We start from the raw sequence: 12,337 nt of genomic DNA, 5'->3' as shown, positions 1-12,337 counted from the left end.
ATTAATGTCCACCTCCACTTTTATCGTTTGATTCCGATTTTGCACCTTTGTGCATAGATTCCATTTCATCCATGTTGTGTTTTTCTTCTTTAATGAACTCATTGTTGTATGGTTCGTCATTACCTAAAATGGCTACTTTCATACCATGACGTTCATAGTTTGGATTTGTGATTTGTGGCTTACGTGCTGGCTTATTCGGTTCGCTTAAAACGCCTTCTTTATCGTCGTAGAAGTTAGGATCTTTAGGTGTGTAATTAAAACGTTCATAAGCGTAGAAAATATATTCTGGATCAGCAGCTGGATCCACGAATGCCATGTGCGTTCCACTGAATGTTAATTCTTTGTTAGGTGTGATAGGTAAAAGTTGTTTGTCGAAAGTATCTTGATCGATTTTCTTTTCAGACTTAGCCTCTCTTACCCATTTGTCGTAGTCACTTTGACTAACTGCATGCACATTAAATGTGTGGCGTGAGAAACCTTCACCGTTAAAGTTAGAGTTTCTTCCACGGTATGTACCTTCTTCATCAGCTTGGTACGTCCATTGCATTGTCATGCCAGTCATGGCATATTTTTGACCCCCGAGTTGAGGTACCCAGAAACTTGTCATCGTATCCATCGCTTGAAGTTTGAAAGTGACAGGACGATTTGTTGGGATTGTCACGTGGTTGACCGTTTCAATCTTTTCATCTGGATAAGCGAAGAACCATTTGTATCCACCACTTACTGCATAAATGACCATTGGATCATCTTTGGCTTTTGGTGGTTCTTCATAATCATAAAGTGACTTAACAGTTGGAATCATTAAAGCAATTAAAATAATTACTGGGATAATGAACCAAATAGACTCAAGTAACACACTATGATGCATCTTGCCAGATTCACTCGTTTTGTTGTAACGATATTTAAAAGTGAAAATAGCAAATAAAATAAGTATGACAGCAACAATGGCAACCATGAAAATAATCGAGTAAATGATTAAAAATCTTTGGTCACTCGCCATTGGCCCTTTTGCGTTTAAAACTTCTACATCAGAACAGCCCGCAAGCAAAAATAATGTTCCGAATGCTAGAAGCAAAGACTTTAATTTTGACACTTTTTTGACCTCCTAATACTACAATTGTAGGGCTTACATTAATTTTAAAATAATATGTGATATTTACAAGAGGCTTTTTAGAAATTCATCGAAATAAATTTGTTGCATGCCATGTGACTCTAACACTGACAAGGGATAGAGGGTTTATGAAAATAATGTGTACATTTTGTGAAATGTGTTATCTTAAGCTAATTTTGCAAAAATAGCTATCATTACAAGATTTGGCACAACTTTCAGAATAATTTCTTCTTATTTAAAAAGGGGAAATACAGATAGGATTATAGGGAAAATGCTAATTTATGAGTAGGGGAGAAATGACGTACAATGTAAATAGAAAAAGAGCTTATTTTAAAGGTGAGAAAACGCCTTCAAAATAAACTCCCATTCTTATACTATATAACATTGAAAAAACTAAAAATGCTATTTTTAAATAGTAAATGAATTTTTAATAATCATTGCTTTGTGACGCACTAATCAAGAGAAGGGGCATCCACGACTTCAATAATGCGATGTGAGGTTTCAATTGCACCATCAGAATCAGCGACTTTATATTCTAATTGATATGTACCGGCCTTAGTCGTATCAATATGGCCTTTGACTTTGATTTTATCTGTGAGGTCACCATCTTCTTTATCATAAGCTTTTACGCCATCAAGAGGATGATATTGAGCCCCTACAGTGATTTTTGAGTCTGCCGTTCCTTTGATTGAAGGAATGTGATTCGATGTTGCTTCTGCATTTAAATTAGGTGTCACCAGTGTGGCTGAAACCCCTAAAGCTGACAAAGATTGAAGTAATTTTTGATTCATTGGCTCTGTCCTCCATTTGTTTCTATACAAATTCATTATACCTGTTTTAAGGCTTGGATTAAATCAATCTTTAGGCTTAAAAAGGTTAAGGATTTGTAAATGTCACAATGATGACATGTCTTAAATGTATTCAAAGCTTTAAAAAGGGAATATAGTATAAGCATGGTTATAATTATCATGAAAATTTTCTTACAGGAGTGATTGTAATGTTAACACAAGAAGAAAAAGGGATTATTTTAGAAACTGTACCCGTACTTCAAGAAAAAGGTACAGAAATCACAGCTAAGTTTTACGGCAGAATGTTCAATCAACACCCTGAATTACGTAATATGTTCAACCAAACTAACCAAAAGAAAGGTTTTCAATCCACAGCGCTTGCACAATCAGTTTTAGCAGCAGCAGTTAATATTGAAGATTTGACACCTATTTTACCTATCGTTAAAGAAATTGGTTATAAACATTGTGCTTTAGATGTACGTCCAGAACATTATCCTATCGTTGGTGAAAACTTATTAGCAGCCATTCAGGAAGTGGTTGGTTTAGATGCGGATCACCCAATTATTACCACTTGGGAAAAAGCGTATGGAGACATTGCCGATGCCTTTATTTCTGTTGAAAAAGACATTTACGATCACATGGCTTGGGAAAGTTTTAAACCATTTAAAATTGAAAAAATCGAACAAATTACTCATAATATCAAAGCGTTTACCGTAACATCTGATGAATTTGACTTAAGTCAATTTACACCAGGTCAATACATTACTGTAGATATTGAAAGTGAAAAATTACCTTACCGTGCAAAACGTCATTATTCAATTGTTGACGGTGGTAAAAACTATCTTACATTTGGTGTACGTCGCGAATCAGGCGATGGCCATGAAGGTGAAGTGTCAACAGCCTTACATGATGAATTCAACGAAGGTGACACTATCAATTTATCTGCACCAGTAGGTGGTTTCCAATTACACAACACGGATAAACCTCAACTATTTTTAGGTAGTGGTGTTGGTGTGACTCCGCTTGTTTCAATGTATCGTCAAGCTGTTAAAGAAGCGCCGCAATCTCAATTTATTAATGTAGCGGCTTCTGAAGCAGATGTTGCGTTCAAAGAGGAGATTGATAAAATTAAATCTCAAGGTAACAATACAGATGTACACTACCATCTCCGCGATAAAGAAGGTTATTTAGAGGCGGAAGAGCTTAAAAAGTACCTAACTGATGAAACACAAGTTTACATTTGTGGGGGAACACCGTTTTTACAATCAATGATTAAAGAACTTAAAACGTTAAACTTTAACGAAGATAATATTTACTATGAAACATTTGTCCCACGTTTAAGCGTAGAAGTTTAACATTGACAATCTTAAAACAAAATAAAAGTGAAGGATAGTGCTTCACTTTCAGACTGTTTGCTGAGTATAAGACTTGGTAAACAGTCTTTTTTTGATTTTGAAAACAAAAAACAGAGAAGGTGAACCCTTCTCTGCAAAGATGATAAAGCGCAAGTTTTATTCTAAACCGCGACGCATTTTTTCAGCGATTAATGTATTATTTAATACCATTGTAATTGTCATAGGACCTACGCCACCTGGAACAGGTGTAATTGCTCCAGCTACTTCTGAAACTTCGTCGTATTCTACGTCACCTTTTAATTTTCCGTTTTCATCAGGTGTATTACCGACGTCAATGACCACTGCACCTTCTTTGACATCTTCTTTTTTCACCATACCAGGGCGACCTACCGCACTGACAATAATATCTGCATTTTTAAGGTGTTCATGAACGTTTTGACTACGAGAATGAAGTACAGTGACTGTCGCATTTTGTTGGATTAATAGTTTAGAAACAGGTTGTCCTACAATGTGGCTACGGCCGATAACGACAGCATTTTTACCTTCTAGGTCAATATCCGCATGTTTTAAAAGCTCCATTACGCCTAATGGTGTACATGGAATAAGTTTCGCTTGATCTAAATATAAGCGTCCGATATTAATTGGATGGAACCCATCTACATCTTTATCTGGATCAATGGCATCTAAAACTTTTTGTTCATCTACTTGTTTAGGTAGAGGCACTTGAACTAAAATACCGCTTACGGATTCATCATTGTTTAAACGTTCTAACTCTTTTAAAACATCTTCTTCTGATGTGTCTTCTTCAAGGTGGATAACTTCTGAAATCATTCCGATTTTTTCTGCTGCTTTTTTCTTAGAACGAACATAACTTTGACTTGCGCCATCATTACCGACTAAAATTACGGATAATTTTGGTGTGTACCCTTTTTGTTTTAAAACTTCTACCTCATCTTGTAATCCTTGACGGTAGTCCTTTGCGATTTGTTTACCATCTAAAATTTTTGCACTCATAATACAAAATCCTCCCTTTGATTGATTCGAACAATATCACGTACATTCCATTTATTTATCGTGATTTTAATGTCAAAACACGAAATATTAAAAAGAAATTTACGATAAAGTTCGACTTTAGCATTGAAAAAAGCATTTTTGATTGTTATGCTATATCTGTAATATACAACTAATTGACATGGGATTTCAAATGATTGAAAGGGTGTTCAAATTGAAGATAGCGGTCATAATGGGAAGTTCATCTGACTGGGAAGTCATGAAAGAAGCTTGTGACATGTTGGCTTATTTTAAAATTCCGTACGATGCGAAGGTAGTATCAGCACATCGTACGCCTCACATGATGGTGGATTTTGCAACACAAGCTTATGAAAATGGTTATCGGGTTATCATTGCTGGTGCGGGTGGTGCAGCTCATCTCCCAGGAATGGTGGCTTCAATGACGACATTACCTGTCATTGGTGTTCCGATTGAATCGAAACAATTGAAGGGATTGGATTCTTTACTTTCTATCGTTCAAATGCCTGGAGGTATCCCTGTGGCAACAACAGCCATCGGTAAAGCAGGAGCTAAAAATGCTGGTATTTTAGCAGCACGCATAGTTGGAGCGACAGATGAGGCGATTCAAACACGACTCCATGAATATGAACAAACATTAATTGAAAAAGTTGAGGGTATGCAAAATGACTTACAATAAACTCAAATTTGGTTCAACGATAGGGATTATCGGTGGGGGTCAACTCGGAAAAATGATGGCACAATCGGCGCAAAAGATGGGCTATCGCATTATTATATTAGACCCAGATGCGGAATGTCCGGCGCAATTCGTTGCACATCAATTTATTCATGCCGATTACGATGATGAGGCAGCGTTACAGAGTCTAGGAGAACAATCTGATGTCATTACCTATGAATTTGAAAACATTAACGCAACGCAACTTCATAAATTGACAGAACGTTTTAACGTGCCACAAGGTTACGAAGCTATTCAACTATTACAAGATCGATTGACTGAAAAAGAAACGATTGAAAAAGCAGGGGCACATGTGGCGCCATTTTGCAAAGTGACGACGCCTCAAGAATTACAGCAAGCAACAGAGACATTAGGCTATCCGTTCATTATAAAAACGCGCTTCGGTGGTTATGATGGCAAAGGCCAAATTCTCGTTGACAGTGAGCAAAATTTAAATGAAGCTTTGGCACTGATTAAAGATCAAGAATGTGTGGCTGAAAAATATTTAACTCTAAAACGTGAAGTGTCTGTCACTGTGACAAAAGGTGCTCATCAACAAATCGTCTTTTTCCCGTTGCAAGAAAACGAACATCGTGAGCAAATTTTATTTAAAACCATCGTTCCCGCTCGCGACAATCACGAAAAACTTGCACGTGACGAAGTCCTTAAAATTACGCAAGCCGTTCACTTTATTGGAACATTTACCGTTGAATTTTTTATAGATAAAAATGACGAACTGTATGTGAATGAAATTGCACCAAGACCTCACAACTCCGGTCATTATTCGATTGAGGCTTGTGATTATTCACAATTTGATACACATATTATGGCTGTCACGGGTCAAAAACTACCGGAGACTATTGAACTTCTAAAACCTGCCGTAATGATGAATTTGCTTGGTAAAGATTTAGACTTACTGGAAGAGGAGTTTGACGCACATCCAGAGTGGCATGTGCACATTTATGGCAAAACTTCACGCAAGCCTTTACGTAAAATGGGACACTTAACACAGCTTACAGATGATATTCAAAACGTAGAAAAAACACTAATGACATATTTTGAAGGGAGAAAATCATGAGTAATGCGTTAGTTTATGAAGGAAAAGCGAAACGAGTGTTTGAAACTGAAGAACCTGGAGTTCTCCGTATTGAGTATAAAGATGAAGTTACAGCTGGAAACGGTGCTAAAAAGGACCAAATGACAGGAAAAGGACGTTTAAATAATAGAATCACTTCTGAAATTTTTGAGTTCATTGCTAAACAAGGTGTGAAAAGCCATTTTATTCAACGTATTTCAGAAACAGAGCAACTTGTAAAAGCGGTTAAAATTATCCCATTAGAAGTCGTCGTAAGAAACATAGCATCAGGCTCCATTACAAAACGATTGGGCTTTGAAAATGGTCATCCATTTGATACACCATTAGTTGAATTCTTCTATAAAAAAGACGAACTGAATGACCCATTAATTACCGAAGATCACATTAAGCTCTTGCATATTGCTAATGATGATGAAATACAAAGTCTAAAAGCGCAAGCCCTTCAAGTCAATCAAGCTTTAATACAGCTTATGAGTGCACTCAATCTAGATTTGGTAGACTTCAAAATTGAATTTGGTAAAGATTCAGAAGGAAACCTACTGCTAGCAGATGAAATTTCACCAGACACATGTCGAATTTGGGATAAAACCACAGGTGAAAACTTTGATAAAGATGTTTACCGCAATGAGACAGGCTCTTTAATCAAAACATATGAATCATTCTTAAATAAACTGGAGGCTCTTTAAAATGAAAAAAATTGAATTACACATTACATTGCAACCCCAAGTTTTAGATACGCAAGGCCAAGCATTAACACGTGCGGTACATGATTTAGGTTATACACAAGTAGACGATATTCGTGTCGGAAAAGTTCTCTATTTAACAGTGGATGAAGCAACAGATGAAGCTGTCCATAATGTAGTGACGACATTAAGTGAAAAATTATTTGCGAACACCGTAATAGAAGAATATAGTTATACCATTTTAGAGGAACCTTCAGAAAAGGAGAATGTCTAATGAAGTTTGCGGTACTCAAATTTCCTGGATCAAATTGTGACCGAGACATGTATAACGCTGCTTTAAAATCAGGGGTAGAAGCCCAATATGTCGATTATCGTGAAACATCATTAGAAGGTTTTGACGGTGTATTAATTCCGGGTGGTTTTTCATTTGGAGACTATTTACGCTCAGGCGCTGTGGCGAGTGTAGCCCCTATTATTCATGAAGTGAAACGTTTGGCTAAAGAAGGTAAACCTGTACTTGGGGTATGTAATGGTTTTCAAATTTTAACTGAAATCGGCTTATTACCAGGCGCATTATTACATAATGATAGTCATTTATTTGTTAGTCGAAACGAACGCTTAACGATTACAAATGCAGACACCCCTTTTACACAACGCTATGAAGTAGGGGAAGAAGTTATTTATCCTGTTGCGCACGGTGAAGGACATTACTATTGTACTGAAGAGATGTATCACGATTTAATTCAGAATAATCAAATTATTCTGAAATACAAAGAAAATCCGAATGGCTCTTATCAAGATATTGCAGGTATTGTTTCAAAAGAAGGTAACGTCTGTGGGATGATGCCTCACCCTGAACGTGCACTGGAAACTATTTTAGGAACAGATAGTGGTGTGAAATTATTTGAATCAATGGTAGAAAGTTGGAGGGAACAACATGTCTAAATTTTTAGAACCTACGGCTGAAGAGGTAAAAAGCGAAAAGTTATACAAAGATATGGGGTTAAGTGAAGCGGAATATGAAAAAGTTCGAAGCATACTACAACGTGATCCTAACTTTACTGAAATCGGTATTTTTTCGGTAATGTGGAGTGAGCATTGCTCGTATAAACACTCCAAACCCTTCTTAAAACAATTCCCAACTACTGGTGAACATGTCTTAATGGGGCCTGGTGAAGGTGCAGGTGTCGTTGATATTGGAGATGACCAAGCAGTCGTATTTAAAGTTGAGTCCCACAACCATCCTTCAGCCATTGAACCCTACCAAGGTGCTGCTACAGGAGTTGGAGGAATAATTCGTGACATTGTTTCAATAGGTGCACGTCCCATCAACCTTTTAAATAGTTTACGTTTTGGTGAACTCACTGAAAAAACGAATCGTCGCCTATGTCGTGGTGTTGTTGCGGGTATTGGTGGATACGGAAATTGTATCGGTATCCCTACGACAGCAGGTGAAATAGAGTTTGATGAACGTTATGATGGCAACCCTCTTGTCAATGCGATGTGTGTCGGTGTAATAGACCATGACATGATTCAAAAAGGGACAGCCAAAGGAGAAGGCAATTCTGTGATTTATGTCGGTTTAAAAACAGGTCGCGATGGGATACATGGGGCGACGTTTGCGTCAGAAGAGTTGACAGAAGAAAGTGAAAGTAAGCGCCCATCTGTTCAAATCGGTGATCCATTTGTAGGTAAGAAATTAATGGAAGCGACTTTAGAGGCTATTCAATATAAAGAGCTTGTCGGTATTCAGGATATGGGCGCAGCAGGTTTAACTTCTTCCTCCTCTGAAATGGCAGCTAAAGGCGGTAGCGGTATTCATTTAGAATTAGAAAAAGTTCCAGTAAGAGAACAAGGGATTTCACCTTATGAAATGATGCTTTCAGAAACACAAGAACGTATGTTATTAGTCGTAGAAAAAGGGACGGAACAAAAGTTTTTAGATTTATTTGAGCATTATGAGCTCGATAGTGCAGTCATTGGTCAAGTCACTCAAACGAATCGATTCGTATTGACTTATGACGGGGAAGTTTTTGCAGATATCCCAGTTGAGCCACTCGCTGATGAAGCACCTGTTTACATTTTAGAAGGTGAAAAACCAAACTATACACCTGAAACACGTGATTATTCAAAAATTGATGCAGATGAAGTATTTAATAAGTTATTAGTACACCCAACCATTGCGTCTAAGCGTTATTTATATTCTCAATACGATCAACAAGTGGGTGCGAACACTATTGTGAAGCCAGGATTGCAAGCCTCTGTCGTTCGTGTTGAAGGCACAAACAAAGCCGTCGCTTCAACAATTGATGGTGAAGCACGTTACGTATTTAATCATCCCTATGAAGGCGGAAAAATGGTAGTGGCTGAAGCTTATCGTAACTTAATTGCAGTGGGTGCGAAACCTTTAGCTATGACAGATTGCTTAAATTACGGTTCACCAGAGAAAAAAGAAATTTATCAACAATTGATTGATTCAACACGAGGTATGGCTGAAGCTTGTGAAGTGTTAAAAACACCTGTGGTTTCCGGAAATGTTTCTTTGTATAACGAAACACGGACGTCATCGATTTTTCCAACACCTGTTGTAGGCATGGTAGGACTTATTGAAGATATTGATTACCTTAAAAACTTCCACCCTCAAGCGGGAGACACACTTTATATCGTAGGCGACACAGCGGCGCACTTTGGGGGAAGCCAAATTGAAAAATTATTATATCAACAAGTGAATCATGAATCAGAACATATTGATTTAATACAAGAAGTGCATCGCGGAGAGGCAATCCGTGAAGCCATTCGAAATGGACAACTATCACATGTTCAAACAGTAGGTAAAGGCGGTGCATTAATTACTTTAGCTCGAATGAGTGCGTACTATGATCTAGGAATTGACGCTACTTTACCATTTGAAAAAGCAATGTTCTTTAGCGAGACGCCAGGAAGTTATATTGTGAGTGTCAAAGAAGGACAAACATTCAACATGAAAGACGCGATTAAAATAGGGACATTTGTTGATAAGGATGTCTTTAAAGTTCAAAGTTCAGATGCAGTGATTGAACGTCAAAAATCTGAAATCAAGCGTGAATGGGAAGGAGCAATTGAGGCATGTATGACATCCGCGGATTAAATGAAGAATGCGGTATTTTTGGAATATGGAATCATCCTCATGCAGCACACTTAACGTATCTTGCATTACACAGTTTACAACATCGAGGTCAAGAAGGTGCTGGAATTGTGTGTTCTAATGGAGAACAGCTTTTTGGAGCGAGAGGAATGGGTTTATTAACGGAAGCCATTTCTGATGCTCAGTTGCAATCTTTAGAAGGCTATCCGCATGCGATTGGCCATGTCCGTTATGCTACGACGGGTGCGAGTGAAGTTTCAAACGTGCAACCGTTTTTATTTAAACACTCGAAAGGCGATCTTGGACTAGCTCATAATGGGAATTTAACAAATGCCCTTCAACTTCGACGAGCGATTGAATCCACAGGGGGGATTTTTCAAACGACGAGTGATTCAGAAGTCCTTGCGCATTTACTCATAAAAGGGAACTCAAAACATATTAAAACTAATCAAAAGGCGGCTTTAAATCAAATGAAGGGAGCCTTTAGCTGTGTCATTTTAAATGAACAACAATTAACCGCGACACGTGATCATCGCGGTGTGCGCCCTTTAATGTTAGGTAAAGTTGATGGCGCATATTGTGTGGCGAGCGAAACATGCGCCTTCACAGCTATCGGTGCGGAGTATATTCGAGATATTGAGCCAGGAGAACTTATTACGTTTTCAAATGAAGACGACGTTGACTACGATCATTATACATCTGATATTGACCATCGGATGTGTTCTATGGAATATGTTTACTTTGCAAGACCCGACTCTGAGTTTCGTAAACACTCTATTTATCAAGTGAGAAAAGCACTCGGGAGACAGTTGGCGAAAGAGATGAACATCCAAGCGGACATCGTTATCGGTGTTCCGGATTCTTCATTACAAGCAGCAAAAGGGTTTTCAGAAGCATCAGGCGTACCGAATGAGCAAGGTTTATTAAAAAATCGCTATATTGGACGCACATTTATTACACCGGATCAAGCGGTGCGAGAGCGTCAAGTACGAATGAAGCACGCCCCGATACGCGATGTGATTGAAGGTAAACGTGTGGTCGTGATTGATGATTCAATTGTGCGTGGAACTACGAGTAAACATATTGTCAAAACATTAAAATCTGCAGGAGCAAAAGAAGTGCATATGGGCATTTCGTCGCCCCCGCTTAAAAATCCATGTTACTACGGCATTGATGTTTCTACACATGCTGAGTTGATGGCAGCACAATATGAGCTCGATGAAATTCGAGATATGATTGGGGCAGATTCACTCACGTATCTATCTGTGGAAGGCATGCACTATGTCTTTAAACAATATGGTTCAAAGGGTGAGTGCAATGCATGCTTTACAGGCAATTATCCTATTGAAATCGTGGACCACGAACTACCCGTAGCTAAAGAATTAAAGCGTAGAGGAGTGTAAAGAAATGGCTGAATCGTATAAACAAGCAGGTGTAGATATTGAAGCGGGTTATCAAGCAGTGAAGCGTATGTCGAGTCATGTTGAACGTACAATGCGCAAGGAAGTTCTCGGAGGTTTAGGAGGATTTGGAGCGACCTTCGATTTATCTCAATTGAACATGAAAGCGCCTGTGTTGGTTTCAGGAACAGACGGAGTTGGTACCAAATTAAAATTAGCGATTGATTATCAACGTCATGACACGATTGGCATTGACGCTGTAGCGATGTGTGCCAATGATATATTAACGACAGGGGCAGAACCTTTATATTTTCTAGACTATATTGCGACGTACAAAGTCATCCCTGAGGTCATCGAACAAATCGTTAAAGGCATCAGTGATGGTTGTGAAGAAACAGGCATGGCTTTGATTGGCGGCGAAACAGCAGAAATGGGAGAAATGTATCATGAGGGTGAATATGATGTTGCTGGTTTTGCTGTAGGTGCCGTTGAAAAGGATGAATATATTGATGGCAGTCAAGTCAAAAAAGGGGATGTCATGATTGGCTTAGCATCAAAAGGGATTCATTCTAATGGTTATAGTTTAGTGCGCAAACTGATTGCAGAATCAAATATTAATATAGATGATACTTTTGCTGAAGGGGAATCCTACTTAGATGTCTTTTTAAAACCGACAGCGTTATATGTGCAACCTGTTTTAGAAGTAAAAAAACAAGTAAACATTAAAGCCATGACGCATATTACAGGAGGCGGATTTTACGAAAATATACCACGTGCGCTTCCTGAGGGTAAAACAGCAGTCATTAATACCGCTTCATTTCCAACACCGCGTATTTTTGAATGGTTAGCACAGCAAGGCAATATCACTACAAATGAGATGTACCACATTTTTAATATGGGCATTGGTTATACGATGGTTGTTTCTAGTAAAGACGAGACAAAGGTTCACGAGATTTTAAAACAATCAAAATGCGAGGCCTATACTATCGGGTACATTGATGAAACGTCAGAACCGATTCAACTGATGGGGGTGTAA

Annotated in this window: 12 protein-coding genes; 9 read left to right on the top strand and 3 right to left on the bottom strand. The window is 38.2% G+C overall.

Annotation, left to right across the window (positions count from 1 at the left end; genetic code table 11):
- Position 1: 1 nt before the first annotated feature.
- Both qoxA and G8Y84_RS05000 read right to left on the bottom strand, forming a co-directional pair.
- On the bottom strand, positions 2-1,093 hold the full coding sequence (gene qoxA, locus G8Y84_RS05005) for a cytochrome aa3 quinol oxidase subunit II (protein WP_165806160.1): 1,092 nt from the start codon (positions 1,091-1,093) through the stop codon (positions 2-4).
- A gap of 470 nt (positions 1,094-1,563) precedes the next feature.
- Positions 1,564-1,902 carry an immunoglobulin-like domain-containing protein gene (locus tag G8Y84_RS05000; protein ID WP_105996756.1) on the bottom strand — a complete coding sequence of 113 codons (339 nt, stop codon included), beginning with the start codon at positions 1,900-1,902 and terminating at the stop codon, positions 1,564-1,566.
- A gap of 206 nt (positions 1,903-2,108) precedes the next feature.
- On the opposite strand from G8Y84_RS05000, the gene G8Y84_RS04995 reads away from it, so the two are divergent.
- Positions 2,109-3,254 carry a globin domain-containing protein gene (locus G8Y84_RS04995; RefSeq protein ID WP_037571864.1) on the top strand — a complete coding sequence of 382 codons (1,146 nt, stop codon included), beginning with the start codon at positions 2,109-2,111 and terminating at the stop codon, positions 3,252-3,254.
- 156 nt (positions 3,255-3,410) lie between these two features.
- Here G8Y84_RS04995 and folD read toward each other — a convergent pair whose 3' ends face one another.
- Positions 3,411-4,268, bottom strand: a complete 858-nt coding sequence (gene folD, locus G8Y84_RS04990) for a bifunctional methylenetetrahydrofolate dehydrogenase/methenyltetrahydrofolate cyclohydrolase FolD (protein WP_037571861.1) — start codon at positions 4,266-4,268, stop codon at positions 3,411-3,413.
- Positions 4,269-4,479: 211 nt separating this feature from the next.
- Between folD and purE the strand changes: the two genes are divergently transcribed.
- From purE to purM, 8 genes are read left to right on the top strand one after another with little or no spacing between them, the layout of a single operon-like run.
- Positions 4,480-4,962, top strand: a complete 483-nt coding sequence (gene purE, locus G8Y84_RS04985) for a 5-(carboxyamino)imidazole ribonucleotide mutase (RefSeq protein ID WP_037573011.1) — start codon at positions 4,480-4,482, stop codon at positions 4,960-4,962.
- Positions 4,949-6,076 carry a 5-(carboxyamino)imidazole ribonucleotide synthase gene (purK, locus tag G8Y84_RS04980; RefSeq protein WP_165806159.1) on the top strand — a complete coding sequence of 376 codons (1,128 nt, stop codon included), beginning with the start codon at positions 4,949-4,951 and terminating at the stop codon, positions 6,074-6,076. The genes purE and purK overlap by 14 nt, the downstream gene beginning before the upstream one ends.
- The gene (gene purC, locus G8Y84_RS04975) at positions 6,073-6,780 is read left to right on the top strand and encodes a phosphoribosylaminoimidazolesuccinocarboxamide synthase (RefSeq protein ID WP_037571857.1); all 708 of its coding nucleotides are present in this window, start codon (positions 6,073-6,075) and stop codon (positions 6,778-6,780) included. The genes purK and purC overlap by 4 nt, the downstream gene beginning before the upstream one ends.
- Before the next feature lies 1 nt (position 6,781).
- Positions 6,782-7,051, top strand: coding sequence for a phosphoribosylformylglycinamidine synthase subunit PurS (gene purS / locus G8Y84_RS04970; protein ID WP_037571855.1), 270 nt, complete (start codon positions 6,782-6,784; stop codon positions 7,049-7,051).
- Positions 7,051-7,722, top strand: a complete 672-nt coding sequence (purQ, locus tag G8Y84_RS04965) for a phosphoribosylformylglycinamidine synthase subunit PurQ (protein ID WP_037571853.1) — start codon at positions 7,051-7,053, stop codon at positions 7,720-7,722. The genes purS and purQ overlap by 1 nt, the downstream gene beginning before the upstream one ends.
- Entirely contained in the window at positions 7,715-9,904 is a 2,190-nt protein-coding gene (gene purL / locus G8Y84_RS04960; protein WP_165806158.1) for a phosphoribosylformylglycinamidine synthase subunit PurL, read from the top strand. Before purQ ends, purL begins: the two co-directional genes overlap by 8 nt.
- Positions 9,883-11,304: an amidophosphoribosyltransferase gene (gene purF / locus G8Y84_RS04955; RefSeq protein WP_037571849.1), complete on the top strand. Its 1,422-nt coding sequence runs from the start codon at positions 9,883-9,885 to the stop codon at positions 11,302-11,304. Before purL ends, purF begins: the two co-directional genes overlap by 22 nt.
- 4 nt (positions 11,305-11,308) lie before the next feature.
- A complete protein-coding gene (gene purM, locus G8Y84_RS04950; RefSeq protein WP_165806157.1) occupies positions 11,309-12,337 on the top strand; it encodes a phosphoribosylformylglycinamidine cyclo-ligase in 1,029 nt (342 codons plus the stop codon).

It is taken from the genome of Staphylococcus sp. 11511212 (genome assembly GCF_011394755.1).
GTDB lineage: Bacteria > Bacillota > Bacilli > Staphylococcales > Staphylococcaceae > Staphylococcus > Staphylococcus chromogenes.
This window is presented reverse-complemented; position numbering and strand designations above follow the sequence as displayed.

What these genes read in the sequence shown, in the direction of transcription:
- purK (WP_165806159.1), top strand. Translation starts at nt 4,949, where the DNA reads ATGACTTACAATAAACTCAAATTTGGTTCAACGATAGGGATTATCGGT.
- purC (WP_037571857.1), top strand. Translation starts at nt 6,073, where the DNA reads ATGAGTAATGCGTTAGTTTATGAAGGAAAAGCGAAACGAGTGTTTGAA.
- purL (WP_165806158.1), top strand. Translation starts at nt 7,715, where the DNA reads ATGTCTAAATTTTTAGAACCTACGGCTGAAGAGGTAAAAAGCGAAAAG.
- G8Y84_RS04995 (WP_037571864.1), top strand. Translation starts at nt 2,109, where the DNA reads ATGTTAACACAAGAAGAAAAAGGGATTATTTTAGAAACTGTACCCGTA.
- purQ (WP_037571853.1), top strand. Translation starts at nt 7,051, where the DNA reads ATGAAGTTTGCGGTACTCAAATTTCCTGGATCAAATTGTGACCGAGAC.
- purS (WP_037571855.1), top strand. Translation starts at nt 6,782, where the DNA reads ATGAAAAAAATTGAATTACACATTACATTGCAACCCCAAGTTTTAGAT.
- purF (WP_037571849.1), top strand. Translation starts at nt 9,883, where the DNA reads ATGTATGACATCCGCGGATTAAATGAAGAATGCGGTATTTTTGGAATA.
- purM (WP_165806157.1), top strand. Translation starts at nt 11,309, where the DNA reads ATGGCTGAATCGTATAAACAAGCAGGTGTAGATATTGAAGCGGGTTAT.
- G8Y84_RS05000 (WP_105996756.1), bottom strand. Translation starts at nt 1,902, where the DNA reads ATGAATCAAAAATTACTTCAATCTTTGTCAGCTTTAGGGGTTTCAGCC.
- folD (WP_037571861.1), bottom strand. Translation starts at nt 4,268, where the DNA reads ATGAGTGCAAAAATTTTAGATGGTAAACAAATCGCAAAGGACTACCGT.